At 72.3% G+C, this 15,579-nt stretch carries 14 protein-coding genes; 10 read left to right on the forward strand and 4 right to left on the reverse strand.

The window, feature by feature from the left end; translation table 11 throughout:
* Positions 1-177: 177 nt before the first annotated feature.
* A complete protein-coding gene (locus ACQPXS_RS29840) occupies positions 178-924 on the forward strand; it encodes a ferritin-like fold-containing protein (protein WP_199832851.1) in 747 nt (248 codons plus the stop codon).
* 148 nt (positions 925-1,072) lie between these two features.
* Here ACQPXS_RS29840 and ACQPXS_RS29845 read toward each other — a convergent pair whose 3' ends face one another.
* From ACQPXS_RS29845 to ACQPXS_RS29860, 4 genes are all read right to left on the reverse strand, one after another.
* The gene (locus ACQPXS_RS29845) at positions 1,073-1,333 is read right to left on the reverse strand and encodes a hypothetical protein (protein WP_351799351.1); all 261 of its coding nucleotides are present in this window, start codon (positions 1,331-1,333) and stop codon (positions 1,073-1,075) included.
* 170 nt (positions 1,334-1,503) lie between these two features.
* A complete protein-coding gene (locus ACQPXS_RS29850; RefSeq protein ID WP_323375523.1) occupies positions 1,504-1,731 on the reverse strand; it encodes a DUF3107 domain-containing protein in 228 nt (75 codons plus the stop codon).
* A gap of 134 nt (positions 1,732-1,865) precedes the next feature.
* Entirely contained in the window at positions 1,866-2,507 is a 642-nt protein-coding gene (locus ACQPXS_RS29855; RefSeq protein ID WP_351799355.1) for a TetR/AcrR family transcriptional regulator, read from the reverse strand.
* A 180-nt stretch (positions 2,508-2,687) separates the two neighbouring features.
* On the reverse strand, positions 2,688-2,912 hold the full coding sequence (locus ACQPXS_RS29860) for a hypothetical protein (RefSeq protein ID WP_433452333.1): 225 nt from the start codon (positions 2,910-2,912) through the stop codon (positions 2,688-2,690).
* A 211-nt stretch (positions 2,913-3,123) separates the two neighbouring features.
* Here ACQPXS_RS29860 and ACQPXS_RS29865 point away from each other — a divergent pair, with 211 nt between their 5' ends.
* The 9 genes from ACQPXS_RS29865 to ACQPXS_RS29905 all read left to right on the forward strand — a co-directional run bounded on the left by ACQPXS_RS29865 (position 3,124) and on the right by ACQPXS_RS29905 (position 15,361).
* Positions 3,124-4,107, forward strand: coding sequence for an alpha/beta fold hydrolase (locus ACQPXS_RS29865; protein ID WP_433452334.1), 984 nt, complete (start codon positions 3,124-3,126; stop codon positions 4,105-4,107).
* Between the two features lie 493 nt (positions 4,108-4,600).
* On the forward strand, positions 4,601-6,157 hold the full coding sequence (locus tag ACQPXS_RS29870; RefSeq protein ID WP_433452336.1) for a DUF3152 domain-containing protein: 1,557 nt from the start codon (positions 4,601-4,603) through the stop codon (positions 6,155-6,157).
* A 56-nt stretch (positions 6,158-6,213) separates the two neighbouring features.
* Complete coding sequence (locus tag ACQPXS_RS29875) at positions 6,214-6,309, forward strand: Ms4533A family Cys-rich leader peptide (RefSeq protein WP_351799366.1); 96 nt, start codon at positions 6,214-6,216, stop codon at positions 6,307-6,309.
* Positions 6,310-6,478: 169 nt separating this feature from the next.
* The gene (locus ACQPXS_RS29880) at positions 6,479-8,197 is read left to right on the forward strand and encodes an ABC transporter substrate-binding protein (protein WP_433452337.1); all 1,719 of its coding nucleotides are present in this window, start codon (positions 6,479-6,481) and stop codon (positions 8,195-8,197) included.
* Between the two features lie 4 nt (positions 8,198-8,201).
* Complete coding sequence (locus ACQPXS_RS29885; protein ID WP_433452338.1) at positions 8,202-9,236, forward strand: ABC transporter permease; 1,035 nt, start codon at positions 8,202-8,204, stop codon at positions 9,234-9,236.
* Entirely contained in the window at positions 9,233-10,231 is a 999-nt protein-coding gene (locus ACQPXS_RS29890; protein ID WP_433452340.1) for an ABC transporter permease, read from the forward strand. The genes ACQPXS_RS29885 and ACQPXS_RS29890 overlap by 4 nt, the downstream gene beginning before the upstream one ends.
* On the forward strand, positions 10,228-11,820 hold the full coding sequence (locus ACQPXS_RS29895) for a dipeptide ABC transporter ATP-binding protein (RefSeq protein WP_433452342.1): 1,593 nt from the start codon (positions 10,228-10,230) through the stop codon (positions 11,818-11,820). Before ACQPXS_RS29890 ends, ACQPXS_RS29895 begins: the two co-directional genes overlap by 4 nt.
* Before the next feature lie 236 nt (positions 11,821-12,056).
* Complete coding sequence (locus ACQPXS_RS29900) at positions 12,057-13,718, forward strand: glycosyltransferase (RefSeq protein WP_433452344.1); 1,662 nt, start codon at positions 12,057-12,059, stop codon at positions 13,716-13,718.
* The gene (locus ACQPXS_RS29905) at positions 13,718-15,361 is read left to right on the forward strand and encodes a hypothetical protein (protein ID WP_433452345.1); all 1,644 of its coding nucleotides are present in this window, start codon (positions 13,718-13,720) and stop codon (positions 15,359-15,361) included. Before ACQPXS_RS29900 ends, ACQPXS_RS29905 begins: the two co-directional genes overlap by 1 nt.
* The last annotated feature ends 218 nt before the right edge of the window (positions 15,362-15,579 follow it).

Genomic DNA, 15,579 nt, shown 5'->3' on the forward strand with positions numbered 1-15,579 from the left:
ATCCTCATGCGTGCGGCCTGTGCGGAGCCGTCGAACACCGTCGACGCACTCTGGCAGGCGCATTACCACCATACCCCGGATTCGCGCACATGCGATGGCCGATTTGGTCACGTCATGGTCGTCACACTGATCGGCCATGACCTTCCGGCGCCACGCGAGCGGGCTATTGTGCGCCTCATGACTAGCTCTGACAAGCCTGAGAACGCGTCCGCCGCCTCCGCCGAACCCACCGGTGTCGCCGCCCAGGACTGGGCGCAGGCCTCCGCCGACCCGCAGTACCGCGCCGCCGTCGTGGACCTGCTCGGCGCGCTCGCGTACGGGGAGCTGGCGGCGTTCGAGCGGCTCGCGGAGGACGCGAAGCTCGCGCCGACCCTCGCGGACAAGGCGGAGCTGGCGAAGATGGCCTCGGCCGAGTTCCACCACTTCGAGCGGCTGCGGGACCGGCTGACCGAGATCGGCGAGGAGCCGACGGCCGCGATGGACCCGTTCGTCGCGGCGCTGGACGGCTTCCACAAGCAGACGGCGCCCTCGGACTGGCTGGAGGGCCTGGTCAAGGCGTACGTCGGCGACTCGATCGCGAGCGACTTCTACCGGGAGGTCGCGGCGCGCCTCGACTCCGACACCCGTGAGCTCGTCCTCGCCGTCCTCGACGACACCGGGCACGCCGGGTTCGCGGTGGAGAAGGTGCGGGCCGCCATCGATGCCGACCCGCGGGTCGGGGGCCGGCTGGCGCTGTGGGCGCGGCGGCTGATGGGCGAGGCGCTGTCGCAGTCCCAGCGGGTCGTCGCCGACCGGGACGCGCTGTCCACGATGCTCGTGGGCGGGGTTGCCGACGGCTTCGATCTCGCCGAGGTCGGGAAGATGTTCTCCCGGATCACCGAGGCGCACACCAAGCGGATGGCTGCGCTGGGCCTCGCTGCCTGAGAAGCGGTGCGCTCTGTGGGGGCGCGGGGGCTCGAGGACGCGGGGCGCTCGCGGCTGCGGCTGCGGGTGCGTTTGCGGTTGCTCGCGCCCCGCGGCGGAGCCGTGGATCAAAAACAGCCGCCCCGCGCCCGTGGTGGCTCGGCGGCGCCTACGCCGTCAATGATCGTCGGCGGAGCGGGCGGAGCAGGAGGGACAGGGACGCCGCCGAGATGATCGCGGCGCCCAGCAGGCTCAGCCAGGCGGTGCCGGTGCCGAGGGCGGTGTGGGTGACGAAGTCGCCGAAGAGGGCGCCGGCGACGCCCGTGCAGAGCACCAGCGGGCGGGCCGGCAGGCGGTGGGACAGGCGGTAGGACGCCGCCCAGGCGAGGACGAGACCGAGCACGGCGGATCCAAGCGCTTCCAGGATCATCTCCAGGTCCCTCCCACGGCACGTCTGCCCTTGACGGTCGTAGCCCGTCATACCCGTGACCTGCGGAGTGCAATCCTCCGCTGTGGAGGAGTTGTGCTCCGTCCGTGTGCTTCGCTCATACAGAAGGGCCCGGCGGCTCGCGGCCGCCGGGCCCTTGTGCATGACGTCGTCTACAGCGCGCCGAACCCCACCTTGCGCACGGTCGGCTCGCCGATCTCCACGTACGCCAGGCGGTCCGTCGGCACCAGGACCTTGCGGCCCTTCTCGTCCTGGAGGGTCAGCAGCTGCGTCTTGCCGGACAGCGCCTCGGACACCAGGCGCTCGACCTCCTCGACACTCTGACCGCTCTCCAGAACGATCTCGCGGGGCGCGTACTGCACGCCGATCTTGACCTCCACGGCTATGTCCCTCCGACGGTCAGTGATGTGCGCGATCTTCCGCGCCGTACCCAGCACACATTAGCCCGGTGAGAGGACCCGCACGCTGTCGGCCGGAACGCCGTCAGCGAACAGCGAACGGGAACAAACGGCCGTCAGTGGTGTTCGGCGCCGTGCAGCGGGAAGCCGGCGATGCCCCGCCAGGCCAGCGAGGTCAGCAGCTGCACCGCCTGGTCGCGCGGCACGCTGCGGTCGCTGTGCAGCCAGGAGCGGGCCACCACCTGGGCCAGACCGCCGAGGCCCGAGGCGAGCAGCATCGACTCCGCGCGCGACAGGCCCGTGTCCTCGGCGATGACGTCGCAGATCGCCTCGGCACAGTCGTTGGTGACCTTGTCGACGCGCTCACGGACCGCGGGCTCGTTCGTCAGGTCCGACTCGAACACCAGCCGGAAGGCGCCGCCGTCGTCCTCGACGTAGGCGAAGTAGGCGTCCATGGTCGCCCGGACGCGCTGCTTGTTGTCCGTCGTCGACGCCAGCGCGTTGCGCACGGACTGGATCAGCGACTCGCAGTGCTGGTCCAGCAGGGCGAGGTAGAGGTCGAGCTTGCCGGGAAAGTGCTGGTAGAGCACGGGCTTGCTCACGCCGGCCCGCTCGGCGATGTCGTCCATCGCCGCCGCGTGGTACCCCTGCGCGACGAAAACCTCCTGGGCGGCGCCCAGCAACTGGTTCCGTCGGGCTCGGCGTGGCAGACGTGTGCCACGCGGGCGTGCTGCCTCAGTTTGCTCGATGGCTGTCACGCCGCCTCCCAAAGTCGTCCATATCGCGGTGTCAGCCGCGCGGCCATCGTACTTTTCGGTAACCGTGGTGTGCGCGGTGCGAGCGCAGAATTTCACGTACCGGACGGCGACGAAAGCTGCAGGCGGACTCCTCGCGAAGTGCAGCGGGCTCTTCGCACGGCCCGCGGGAGTCCGGCGAGGTCAGCGATAGTCGTCCTCGTCGAGTGAGACCACACGCGTCTGTTCGACCAGATCGGCCTCGTTCGCGCGGTCCGGATCCACGCCCGTCAGGGGGTCGTCACGGTCCGGCTTGATGTCGGCGTGCTGCTCGGCGGCGTCCACCTCGTTGGCTTCGACGTCGATCTCGGGAGCCGTTTCGGCTTCCAGTTCCTCGATCGTGTCGGGTTCGGTGGGGTCATAGGCCATGGTGGGCTCCCTTCCTACGAACGTCCCTGGAACAGCAGGGGCCACATACGGGTGCCCTGTGTACGAGCCTAGGAGACGGCGCAACCGGATGCCATGCCGTCCCGCCCGTTCGCAGCCCGGCCGGTTCGGCTCCGGTTCACTCGTGACCCGCGGGTCACTCTGTGACGCCGAACACATGAATCGCGACGTGATCACCTCGTAACATTGCCGCATGTCTTCGACCGAGTCGCCGTCCGTGCCGGCCGCCAGCGTCCTTCCGAGGGTGGCGCCCGTCCGGGTCGGCGAGGGCGAACGTCTGCGGTCCGTAGGGCTGCCCGGTGTCACCCTCTCGATCCGGTCCCGCCGTCCCGCGCGCGAGGGCCTGCCGCCCGCGCTGTACGTCCACGGGCTCGGCGGATCCTCGCAGAACTGGTCGTCGCTGATGGCCGAGCTGGACGGCGTCGTCGACAGCGAGGCGGTCGACCTGCCGGGCTTCGGCGACTCCCCGCCCCCGGACGACGGGAACTACTCGGTCACCGGCCACGCGCGCGCGGTGCTCCGCTATCTCGACGCCGCCGGCCGCGGCCCGGTCCACCTGTTCGGCAACTCGCTCGGCGGCGCGGTCGCCACGCGCGTGGCCGCCGTGCGCCCCGACCTCGTCCGTACGCTCACGCTCGTGTCGCCGGCCCTGCCGGAACTGCGCATCCAGCGCACCGCGGCGCCGACCGCACTGCTCGGCGTGCCCGGTGTCGCCGCCCTGTTCACCCGGTTCACCAAGCAGTGGACGGCCGAGCAGCGGGTGCGCGGTGTCCTGGCGCTCTGCTACGGCGACCCGGGGCGGGTGTCGCCCGAGGCGTTCCAGCACGCCGTGGAGGAGCTGGAGCGGCGGCTGCAGCTGCCGTACTTCTGGGACGCGATGGCCCGCTCCGCGCGTGGCATCGTCAACGCCTACACGCTCGGCGGGCAGCACGGTCTGTGGCGCCAGGCCGAGCGCGTGCTCGCGCCGACCCTGCTGATCTACGGCGGCCGCGACCAGCTGGTCGGCTTCCGCATGGCCCGCCGGGCCGCCCGCGCCTTCCGCGACTCGCGCCTGCTGTCCCTGCCGGACGCCGGGCACGTGGCGATGATGGAGTACCCGGTCGTGGTGGCCACGGCGTTCCGGGAACTTCTCGCGGAGGCCGGGGACGCCGGCACCGACTCGGGCACGGGGAGCTGAGGCCGGCGTGGGACGCCACAGCCGCCGCGGCCCGTCTCCCAAGAGCGACTCCGCGGACACGACCGCCGTCGGGCGGACGAGCGGTGCCCGGCCCGGACAGCCACTGCTGCCCGGCCAGCGCCAGGCACCGCCGAGCCCGACCGGCTCCGGTGCCGGGTTCCCGCCCCCCGACCGGCAAGAACCGCCGACGTTCCTCCCGGCCGGCCCGCCGGCACATGATGTGCCGCGGTTCGCGGAGGGGATCCTGGTGCAGGGCGTGCCGCCGCTCGCGGAGGGGAGTCCGGCGCAGCGTGCGCCGCGGTTCTCCGGGGGGACTTCGGCGCAGGGTGCGCCGCGTTTCACGGACGGCACCCCCGCGCATGGCGTGCCCCGTCTGCCTGACGGCACACCGGCACGTGGTGTGCCTCGGCTTCCGGAGGGGATGCCTGCGCGTGGTGTGCCGAGGTTCCCTGACGGCACTCCCGCGCACGGTGTCCCGAGGTTCCCGGACGGGATGCCGGCCCACGGTGTGCCGGGTTTCGGCGAGGGTGGTCCGGTGCGTGGCGTGCCCCGTCTGCCCGATGGCACACCGGCACGTGGTGTGCCTCGGCTTCCGGAGGGGATGCCTGCGCGTGGTGTGCCGAGGTTCCCTGACGGCACTCCCGCGCACGGTGTCCCGAGGTTCCCGGACGGGATGCCGGCCCAGGGTGTGCCGGGTTTCGGCGAGGGTGGTCCGGTGCGTGGTGTGCCCCGTCTGCCCGATGGCACACCGGCACGTGGTGTGCCTCGGCTTCCGGACGGGACGCCTGCGCATGGCGTACCCCGCTTCCCCGACGGGACGCCCGCGCGCGGTGTCCCCAGGCTTCCGGACGGCACTCCCGCGCACGGCATGCCCCGTCTTCCCGACGGCACCCTCGCGCACGGTGTCCCCCGTCTTCGTGAGGGGGCTCCCGCTCGCGGTGGGCACCCCGAGCAGCGGGAAGCCGGTGGTGGTCGGGGTGAGTACGCGGGGGCGGCCGGGCCCGGTGCCGTGCTTCCACGGCAGCGGCCCGCCGGCCCGGGGGGCGGGGCCGGGCCCCGACAGGAGTACCTCGACGCCTTCGCCGGGGGGCGCGCCGCCGGCGTCGGCCTCGACGACGACATCGACGTCTTCGCGCCCCGCACGGGGAAGCCTGGTCACGTCGAAGAACACCCGGCCGACGCGCCGGAGACGGACGCCGACGACGCACCCCCGGCCGGCCCGCCCGCGCAGCACCCCGTCGGCCTGCCCGCGCAGCGCTCCGGCGGCAAGGGGCGGGCGTTCACCGGAATCGCGGCGGCCGCCGTCACCACCGTGCTCGCCGTGGTCGTCGGCGGCCAGGTGACCGGCTCGCACCGCGACGGCGAACAGCCGAGCTCCGCCACCGACCAGGCTCAGGACGCACACGCCCCCGGCGCCGAGGGCCCGTCCGCCTCACCCGGCACGGTCGCGCTGTCGTACGAGCAGAAGATGGACCGGACGTACCCGCTCAGCGCCACGCTGAAGGGCTCGGGCAAGTTCGAGACCGTGCCCGGTTCCGCCAAGGCGCCCGGCAAGGGGCAGAAGTACACCTACCGCGTGGACATCGAGCAGGGACTCGGCCTGGACGGCCGGCTGTTCGCCGAGGCGGTGCAGAAGACCCTGAACGACGACCGCAGTTGGGCCCATGACGGCGCCCGTACCTTCGAGCGGATCTCCTCCGGCAAGCCCGACTTCGTGATCACGCTGGCCAGCCCCGGTACGACCGCCACGTGGTGCGCCAAGTCCGGGCTCGACACCACCGAGGACAACGTCTCCTGCGACTCGGCCGCCACCGAACGAGTGATGATCAATGCATACAGGTGGGCCCAGGGCAGCAAGACATATGGGGACAAAATCCACGCCTACCGGCAGATGTTGATCAATCATGAGGTCGGTCACCGGCTCGGCCACGGCCACGTGACGTGCCAGAAGGACGGCGAACTCGCCCCCGTCATGCAGCAGCAGACAAAGTTCCTCGACCATGACGGAATCCACTGTCTGCCCAACCCCTGGCCCTATCCCACGAGTTGACAGCCGCCGCTTATGTCACATTGACATGAGCCGCAAGTTCGTTCATATTTCTGCCCATGTGGTCTAGTCATGCCGTCCGTAAGAGCGCAGCCATCGAGCTGGCGCTCATCGGCGTGACCGCACTCTGCGTGGCCGACATCCACTGTCGCTGACGCCGCCCCCTGGCGTTCGCGTCGCGACCGTTTTCCTCTTTTTTGCGTCCGTGGCTGAGTCACGGGCTGAGCCATGGATTTTCGACGACCCGACGCCGGGGCTGACGTCTGCCCGCAATCGTCTCACTCCTTGTCTGTCAGTCTCAGTATTCGAGAGGTCGTCATTCCGATGCGTCAACCGTCCGTCATAGCGCGCCGCGTGGCAGCGGCATCCGTCAGCCTGGTCGTGGCAGCGGGCGCCGCCGCCTGTGGCCCGAAGGACAACGATGCCAAGGGCTCCGGTGGCGACTCCACGCCCCACAAGGGCGGCACCCTCACGGTGCTGAACTCCGAGCCGCAGACCGACTTCGACCCGGCCCGCCTCTACACCTCCGGCGGCGGAAACGTCCCTTCGCTGGTCTTCCGCACGCTCACCACGCGCAACCGCGAGAACGGCGCGGCCGGCGCCAAGGTCGTCCCCGACCTCGCCACCGACACCGGGCGTCCCAACAAGGACGCGACCGTGTGGACGTACACCCTGAAGAAGGGCCTCAAGTACGAGGACGGCACGCCGATCACCTCGGCCGACATCAAGTACGGCATCGAGCGCTCCTTCGCCCCCGAACTCTCCGGCGGCGCACCCTACTTGAGGGACTGGCTGGTCGGTGCGGCCGACTACCAGGGCCCCTACAAGGACAAGAAGGGGCTCTCGGCGATCGAGACGCCGGACGCGCGGACCATCGTCTTCCACCTGAACAAGCCCGAGGGCGAGTTCCCGTTCCTCGCCACGCAGACGCAGTTCACCCCGGTGCCGCAGAGCAAGGACAACGGCACCAAGTACGAGGAGCACCCCGTCTCGTCCGGCCCGTACAAGGTCGTCAAGAACGAGAACGACGGCGAGCACCTGGTCCTTACGCGCAACACGTACTGGTCGGCGGGCGTCGACGACCAGCGCAAGGCCTACCCGGACACGATCGACGTCCGCTCCGGGCTCGACTCGTCCGTGATCAACCAGCGGCTGTCCGCGTCCCAGGGTGCGGACGCGGCCGCGGTCACCACGGACACCAACCTCGGACCGGCCGAGCTCGCCAAGGTCAGCGGCGACAAGGAACTGGCCGCGCGCGTCGGCACCGGTCACTTCGGTTACACGAACTACATCGCCTTCAACCCCACCGTGAAGCCGTTCGACAACCCGAAGGTGCGGCAGGCGATCGCCTACGCCGTCGACCGGTCCTCGGTGGTCAACGCGGCCGGCGGCAGCGCGCTCGCCGAGCCCGCCACCACCTTCCTGCCGAACCAGAAGTCCTTCGGCTACACGCCGTACGACCCGTTCCCGGCCGGTGCGTCCGGCAACGCGGCCAAGGCCAGGGAGCTGCTCGCCCAGGCCGGCTACAAGAACGGGCTCACCGTCACGCTGACCCACTCCAACGCCAAGGACTTCGAGACCAGCCCCGAGATCGCGACCGCCGTCCAGGACGCGCTCAAGAAGGCCGGCATCACGGTCAAGCTCCAGGGTCTGGAGTACAACGACTACCGGGACAAGATCCACGGCGTGAAGACCGAGCCCGGCTTCTTCCTCGCGCACTGGGGTGCCGACTGGCCCTCCGGCGGCCCCTTCCTGGCCCCGATCTTCGACGGTCGCCAGATCGTCAAGGACGGCGCGAACTTCAACACGGGCCTGCTCGACGACAAGTCGGTCAATGCCGAGATTGACGCGATCAACAAGTTGACCGACCTTGACGCGGCCGCCAAGCGGTGGGGTGCACTGGACGAGAAGATCGGCGAGAAGGCCCTCGTCGTGCCGCTGTTCCACCCGGTCTACAAGCGTCTGTACGGCAAGGACGTCAAGAACATCGTCATCAGCGACTGGACCGGCGTCCTGGACATCTCCCAGGTCGCGGTGAAGTAGCGCCGTGAGCGAGGCACTCGTCGCCGTCGAGGCCGCCGGGACGGACGTCTCCGTCCCGGCGGCCTCGGGGGCCCGTCAGTTCTGGCGGCGGCTGCGCGCGCAGCGCGCCGCCCTGGTCGCCGCGGCCGTCGTCGCGCTGCTCGTCCTGGTCGCGCTCGCCGCGCCGCTGCTCACCGCGCTGGAGGGCCAGGACCCCACCACGTACCACCCGTCCCTGATCGACTCCGCGCGCGGGGGCGTGCCCACCGGTTCCCTCGGCGGTATCGGCGCCGACCACTGGCTGGGCGTCGAACCGCAGACCGGCCGCGACCTGTTCGCCCGCCTGGTGTACGGGGCACGGGTGTCGCTGGGCGTCGCGCTCGCGGCCACGGTGGTGCAGGTCGCCATCGGGGTCGCGGTCGGTGTCGGCTCCGCGCTCGGCAACCGATGGGTTGATCAACTGTTGAGCCGCGCCACGGACATCATCGTCTCGATGCCGTTGATGATCATGTCGTTGGCCCTGCTGGCGATCGTGCCGTCGAGCTTCCCGCGGCCCGTCCTGGTCACCCTGGTCATCGGCCTGATCGCGTGGGGCAACATCGCGAAGATCGTGCGGGCCCAGACGCTCTCCCTGAAGGGGCTCGACTACGTCTCCGCAGCCCGGCTGAGCGGCTGGGGCGCCTGGCGGGTCGCCCGCCGTGAACTGCTCCCCGGCCTCGCCGCGCCCGTCATCACGTACGGCGCCCTGCTGGTGCCCACGAACATCTCCGTCGAGGCGGCGCTGTCCTTCCTCGGCGTCGGCGTGAAGCCGCCCACCCCGTCCTGGGGACAGATGCTGACCGCCGCCGACGTCTGGCACCAGGCCGCGCCCCAGTACCTGCTGCTGCCGGCCGGCGCCCTGTTCGTCACCGTCCTCGCCCTCACCGTCCTCGGCGACGGCGTGCGCACCGCCCTCGACCCGCGCGCCGCCTCCCGCCTGCGCGTCGGCACCGGCCGCAAGGACGCCAAGGGCGTCAAGGGCGTCAAGGGCGTCAAGAGCGACAAGGAGGCAACCGCATGAGCGGCCTCGGCGGCTTCCTGCTGCGCCGCGCCGTCGGCGTGGTGGTCACCCTGCTCGCCATCTCGGTGATCGTCTACGTCGTCTTCTACGTCACCCCCGGCAACGTCGCCCAGATCACCTGCGGCCCGCGCTGCTCACCGGAACAGGTCCACCAGGTGGCAGAGCAACTGAAGCTCGGCGATCCGCTGTACCTGCGCTACTGGCACTTCCTGGAAGGGCTCTTCGTCGGCCAGGACTTCTCCACGGGCACCGCGGTGGAGCACTGCGCCGCGCCCTGCCTGGGGCAGTCGTACCAGACCGACCAGCAGGTCCTGGACATCATCCTGACCAAGCTGCCGGTCAGCCTGTCGCTGGTCGTCGGCGCCATGGTGGTGTGGCTCGTCCTCGGCATCGGCACCGGCGTGCTGTCCGCGTGGCGGCGCGGCCGTGTCTCCGAGCGCGTGCTGACCGCGATCACCCTCGCGGGCACGGCCACGCCCGTCTTCGTCATCGGCCTGGTGCTGATGATCGTCGTCTGCGGCGAACTGCAACTGCTGCCCTTCCCGCAGTACGTGGACTTCTCGGACGATCCCGAGCAATGGGCGTGGAATCTGCTGCTGCCCTGGCTCTCGCTCGCCCTGATCGAGGCCGCGGCCTTCGCCCGCCTCACCCGCGCCGCCATGCTGGAGACCCTCGCCGAGGACCACATCCGCACCTTGCGGGCGTACGGCGTCGCCGAGCGTTCCATCGTCGGCCGGCACGCCCTGCGCGGCGCCCTGGCGCCCGTGATCGCGCTGAACGCCAACAACGTCGGCTCGGCCGTCGGCGGCGCCGTCCTCACCGAGACCCTGTTCGGGCTGCCCGGCATCGGCCAGGAGCTGGTGCACGCGGTGAACGTCGTCGACCTGCCGGTGGTCGTCGGCATGGTCCTGGTCATCGGCTTCTTCGTGGTCCTCGCCAACGCCGTCGCGGACGTCCTGTACGCGGTGGCCGACCGACGGGTGGTACTCCAATGAGCCTGGTGGAAGTCACGGACCTCACCGTCGGGTTCGGCGCGCTGCGGGCCGTGGACGGACTCTCCTTCAGCCTGCCGAAGGGCGCCGCGCTGGCCCTGGTCGGCGAGTCCGGCTCCGGCAAGTCCACGGTCGCGAGCGCCCTGCTGGGCCTGCACCGCGGCACCGGGGCCCGGGTCACCGGCTCGGTCCGCGTCGCCGGCACCGACGTACAGGCGGCTTCGGACGAGGAGCTGCGGCGGCTGCGCGGCGCCAAGGCCGCCATGGTCTTCCAGGACCCGCTGTCCTCGCTGGACCCGTACTACGCGATCGGCGACCAGATCGCCGAGGTCCACCGCGTGCACACGCGCGTGTCGCGTCGTGCCGCACGCGCGCGTGCCGTGGAGGTGCTGGACCGGGTGGGAATTCCGGACGCGGCACGGCGGTCCCGGTCCCGCCCGCACGAGTTCAGCGGCGGCATGCGCCAGCGCGCCCTCATCGCCATGGCCCTCGCCTGCGAGCCGGACCTGCTGATCGCCGACGAGCCGACCACCGCCCTCGACGTCACCGTCCAGGCCCAGATCCTCGACCTGCTGCACACGCTGCGCGAGGAGACCGGCATGGGCCTGCTGCTCGTCACCCACGACGTGGGCGTCGCCGCCGAGAGCGTGGACGACATCCTCGTCATGCGGCACGGCAGGGTCGTCGAGCAGGGCACGGTCGGCACGGTCCTCGCCGCGCCCACCGCGGCGTACACCCGGGAACTCCTCGACGCCGTCCCGCGCGTGGACACCCGGCGTACCGGCTCCCAGGCCTCCGACGAGGTCGTGCTGGAGGCCACCGGGGTGCGGCGCGAGTTCGGCCGCGGCAAGCAGGCGTTCGCGGCCGTGGACGACGTCTCGCTGACCGTCCGCCGCGGCGAGACGCTCGGCGTGGTCGGCGAGAGCGGCAGCGGCAAGACCACGCTCGGCCGGATGCTGGTCGGGCTGCTGGAGCCGACCGCCGGCGCGATCCGCTACGAGGGACGCCCGCACACCGGCGTGAACCCGGCCGTCCAGATGGTCTTCCAGGATCCGGTCTCCTCCCTCAACCCGCGCCGCAGCGTGGGCGAGTCGATCGCCGATCCGCTACGCGCGCGTGGGGACCACGACGAGGAACGCATCCGGGGGCGTGTGAGGGAACTGCTGGAGCGCGTGGGGCTCGAAAGGGCGCACTACGACCGCTACCCGCACGAGTTCAGCGGCGGCCAGCGCCAGCGCATCGGCATCGCCCGGGCACTCGCCGCCGACCCGCGCGTCATCGTCTGCGACGAGCCGGTCTCCGCGCTCGACGTCACCACACAGGCCCAGGTGGTCGAGCTGCTCGGCGAACTCCAGCGGGAACTCGGCCTCGCGCTGGTCTTCATCGCCCACGACCTCGCCGTCGTACGGCAGGTCAGCGACCGGGTCGCGGTGATGCGCCAGGGCCGGGTCGTCGAGTACGGGTCCGCCGACGAGGTGTACGACAGCCCGCGCGAGCCGTACACCAGGCAGCTCCTGGCCGCCGTACCGGCGCTCGACCCGGAGCTGGCGGCACAGCGGCGTGCGGCGCGGCGTGAGCCGGCCGTGGCGTAACGTTTCGTGCACGGTCGATCGCCCTGTGAGGCCTTAGCGCGGCCGAACGCGACCCGCACGCGAAAGTTACGACCGTTCACCCCTTTTGGTGGCGCGATGGACAACCGTCCGTCGCGCCACCGCCTTGTCCCCTTACGTTCGTCCCGCTGCGAGCCTCCGAACGGCGGCTCACCGGACGGGAGATCGGGGGTGCACACGTGCGCATCGGACTGCTTACGGAAGGTGGCTACCCGTATGTGAGCGGTGACGCCGGACTCTGGTGCGACCGGCTCGTGCGCGGGCTCGACCAGCACGAGTTCGACATCTACGCGCTCAGCCGCAGCCGGCACCAGGAGGACGACGGCTGGGTCGCGCTCCCACCGCAGGTCAGCCGGGTGCGCACGGCGCCGGTGTGGATGGCCGAGGACGACGGGGTCGCCCACGGACGGCGCACGCGCCGGCGCTTCACCGAGTGCTACGGCGAACTGGTCGCCGCCGTGTGCGCCGGAGCCGACCCGGTGTCCGGGGACGGAGCGACCGACATGGCGGACCGTTTCGGCAGCGCGCTGTACGGACTCGCCGAACTCGCCCGCGAGGAGGGCGGCCTGGCCGGCGCCCTGCGCTCGGACGCCGCCGTACGCACCCTCGAACGAGCCTGCCGCGCCCCCGGCGCGCTGCGCACGGCGCGCGAGGCGCGCGTACCCGATCTGCTCACCGTCACCGCACACCTCGAACGCGCCCTGCGCCCCCTCTCCCTCGACTGGTACGGCGACGAGGACCTCGGCGCGGCCGACCTCTGCCACGCCACCGCCGGCGGCCCCGCGGCCCTCACCGGGCTGCTCGCCCGGCACTTCTGCGAGGTGCCGCTGCTCGTCACCGAGTACGGCGTGCAACTCCGCTCGCACTACCTGGCCCTCGGCCCCGACACCGCCGCCCCGGTCGTGCGCGCGCTGCTCGGCGCCTTTCACGGCAGGCTCGCGGCGGAGGTCTACCGGCGCGCCGAGGTCCTCACCCCCGGCAACGCACACGCCCGCCGCTGGCAGGAGCGGTGCGGCGCTGACCGGGCCCGGATCCGCACGGTCTACCCGGGCATGGACGCCACCGGCTTCGCGGAGGTCGGCGAGGCCCCGGACCGCGCCGACCCCGGCGCTCTGGTCTGGGTCGGGCGCGTCGAACCCGCCAAGGACCTGATCTCGCTGCTGCACGCCTTCGCCGAGGTCCGCAAGGAGGAGCCCAAGGCGCGCCTCAGGATCGTCGGCGCGCCCTCCGGACCCGAGGGCGCGGCCTACCTCGGTCACTGCCGGGCGCTCGCCGCGCAGCTCTTCCCGGACGAGGCGGAGGGCGTGCACGCCGTCGGCGACAACCCCGTCTCCTTCGAGGAGATCGGCGATCCGGAGGCGCCCACGCTGCCGGAGGTGTACGCGGCCGGCGCGGTCGTCGTGCTGTCCAGCGTGGTCGAGGGCTTCCCGATCGGCCTGATCGAGGCCATGTTCTGCGGCCGGGCCACGGTGTCCACCGACGTCGGTGCGGTGGTGGAGGTCATCGGCGGCACGGGACTCGTCGTACCCCCGCGCAATCCGCGGGCGCTCGCCGAGGCGTGCGTGGCGCTGCTGCGCGACCCCGAGCGCCGTGAGCGCCTCGGCGCCGCCGCACGCGCCCGCGCGCTCGAACTGTTCACCGTCGAGCAGAACATCGCGGCATTTCACGGCATTTACCTGCAGATCGTCTCGCACTGCCCGGTCCGCCGGGTCGTCCTCGACGAGGCCGGTGACCCCTTGCCGTTCGCCACGCCCGCCGAGTCCCACGTCCCGGGCCGCTGGACCGGCCCCACGGCCCGCGTCCTGCCCCGGACCGCCCCCAACTGGGCCACGGCCCCACCGGTACGCGCGACACGACTGGCCGCCGCAGAGGGGGCGTGATGAACACACGGGACGACCGCACGGGTGCCGACCGCACGGGCGGAGAGCGCACCGGGGCGCTGGACGAGCTGACCGAACGGGGCACACCGGGGGACCTCGGCCCGTGGGGCACGGGGGCGCCGGATGGGCTGGGGGACGCGGATTCCACCGCGAGTGTGCCGGAGGCGCTGAGCGGGTCGAGCGCGCGGGGCACTGGGGTGTCCGGAGAGGCGGAGGGCTTGGGTTCGGCTGCCGGGATTGCGGGGGAGCCGGGCGGGCTGGGCGGGCTGGATCGGCCCGGGATGCCCCGTGCCGCTGAGCCCTGGGACGCGCGGTCGGGGGCGTGGTTCGAGACAGAGCGCGGCGGTGAGGGGTGCCTGCCCGGCGAGGACTCGTCGGTGCCGTCCGCCTCCGTGTCCGATGCGGCGGGCTCAGCCGACGTCGCCGAGCCGGACGGGCGGCCGGGCCGCCCCGGGGCGCTCGACGCGGCCTCCGTCACCCAGGCGGCGCCGGACAACTCCCGGTCCGGCGAAGGCGAGTCGGGCAAGGGGCGCGTCGTCGCGCCCCGGCGGGGAGCCGCCGACCCGGTGAAAGCCCTGATGCACCGGCACCGTGAGCTGTGCGAGCGGGCCGTGGACCCGTTGGAGATCGCGGCCGGACTGGAGGCGCACGGCGTCACCGACCGGACCGCCGCCCGCTTCCGCCACCGCGACGTCTTCTCCCTCGCCGAGGAGCTCTACGCGCGCGTGCCGCGAGGCGGCGAGCACGGCCCGGAGTCCGAGCCCCCGCCCGTGCCCCGCGTGCGCGCGGACTGGATCCTGCTCACCCTCCTGCCCGGCGCCCTCGGCGCGGCCACCGTGGCCGGACTGCGCCTTACCCACGGCCAACCCCGCCTCGGGGCCGCCGCCGTCGGCATCCTCGCCGTAGCCCTCGCCACGCGTGCCGCACTGTGCCGCGGCCCCCTCGCCGGTCCGCCCGGCACGCGCGCGTGGCGCACCTACGGCACGCGCGCGTGGACCCTGTGGCTGCTCGGGTACGCCCTCCTCGGCGACGGCCTCCTGCACGCCGTCGTGACCGGTGGCCCCGAAGCCCTGCCGACCGGCGCCCCGGACGGCCCCTGGCCCACGGCCGTGGCGCCCGTCCTGGCCCTCACTATGGTCTGCGCCCCGGCGGCCTGGTGCGCCCACCTGCTCGGCGCGGGCGCCCGCCGCAGGCTCGCCGGCAGCCGGGGTCTGGGGGACTTCAAGGCCGCCGCCACGCCGTTGCTGTTCGGCACGTTCGCCCTGTTCATGGGCGCGCTCACCGCCCTGCTCCTGGTGTGCGGCGCCGTCCTGCACGACCCCGTGGCCTATCCACAGGCCCTCACCTTGGGCGCCCTGCTGCTGCTCGCCCGCCTGCTCACCGTGCACGGCCACCGGCACGCCCCGGCCGTGGCGCTCGGTGCCGCGGCGGCCATGGAGGCGATGACGCTCGCCCTGCCGCTGGCCGGAAGGCTGCCCGGTAGCGCCGTCCTGTCGTCCCCCGTACGGGCCCTCGTGGAGGCCTGGGGGGAGGCCGCCGTCCCGGCCCTCGCCTGCGGCACGGCCGCACTGGCCCTGTTGTTCCACGCCGGCCGCACCCTCACCCAGGCCTCGGCGCACGCACCCACGGCAGGCCCCGAGTGAATCTTCCGCCGCCGGCCCGAACCGCCGCCGGAGGCGACCGCATCACCCCTTTTTTGAAGGAGACCACCAGATGACCACCTCCCGACCCGGAGCGTCCGGAGCCCCCGGATCCTCCGGCGCGTCCGCAGCAGTCGCAGCCGCGGATGCACAAGCCGGGCCCGCCGGAGCCGGAGTCCGGGGAACCACCGGATCGGCCGTCACCGCGAGCGCGGGCGGAC

Source organism: Streptomyces sp. CA-142005 (assembly GCF_050942335.1).
Classification (GTDB): Bacteria; Actinomycetota; Actinomycetes; order Streptomycetales; family Streptomycetaceae; genus Streptomyces.

Coding starts and splice junctions, on each gene's coding strand:
- ACQPXS_RS29840 (WP_199832851.1), top strand. CDS start 178: ATGACTAGCTCTGACAAGCCTGAGAACGCGTCCGCCGCCTCCGCCGAA.
- ACQPXS_RS29845 (WP_351799351.1), bottom strand. CDS start 1,333: ATGATCCTGGAAGCGCTTGGATCCGCCGTGCTCGGTCTCGTCCTCGCC.
- ACQPXS_RS29860 (WP_433452333.1), bottom strand. CDS start 2,912: ATGGCCTATGACCCCACCGAACCCGACACGATCGAGGAACTGGAAGCC.
- ACQPXS_RS29865 (WP_433452334.1), top strand. CDS start 3,124: ATGTCTTCGACCGAGTCGCCGTCCGTGCCGGCCGCCAGCGTCCTTCCG.
- ACQPXS_RS29870 (WP_433452336.1), top strand. CDS start 4,601: ATGCCGGCCCACGGTGTGCCGGGTTTCGGCGAGGGTGGTCCGGTGCGT.
- ACQPXS_RS29875 (WP_351799366.1), top strand. CDS start 6,214: ATGTGGTCTAGTCATGCCGTCCGTAAGAGCGCAGCCATCGAGCTGGCG.
- ACQPXS_RS29880 (WP_433452337.1), top strand. CDS start 6,479: ATGCGTCAACCGTCCGTCATAGCGCGCCGCGTGGCAGCGGCATCCGTC.
- ACQPXS_RS29890 (WP_433452340.1), top strand. CDS start 9,233: ATGAGCGGCCTCGGCGGCTTCCTGCTGCGCCGCGCCGTCGGCGTGGTG.
- ACQPXS_RS29895 (WP_433452342.1), top strand. CDS start 10,228: ATGAGCCTGGTGGAAGTCACGGACCTCACCGTCGGGTTCGGCGCGCTG.
- ACQPXS_RS29905 (WP_433452345.1), top strand. CDS start 13,718: ATGAACACACGGGACGACCGCACGGGTGCCGACCGCACGGGCGGAGAG.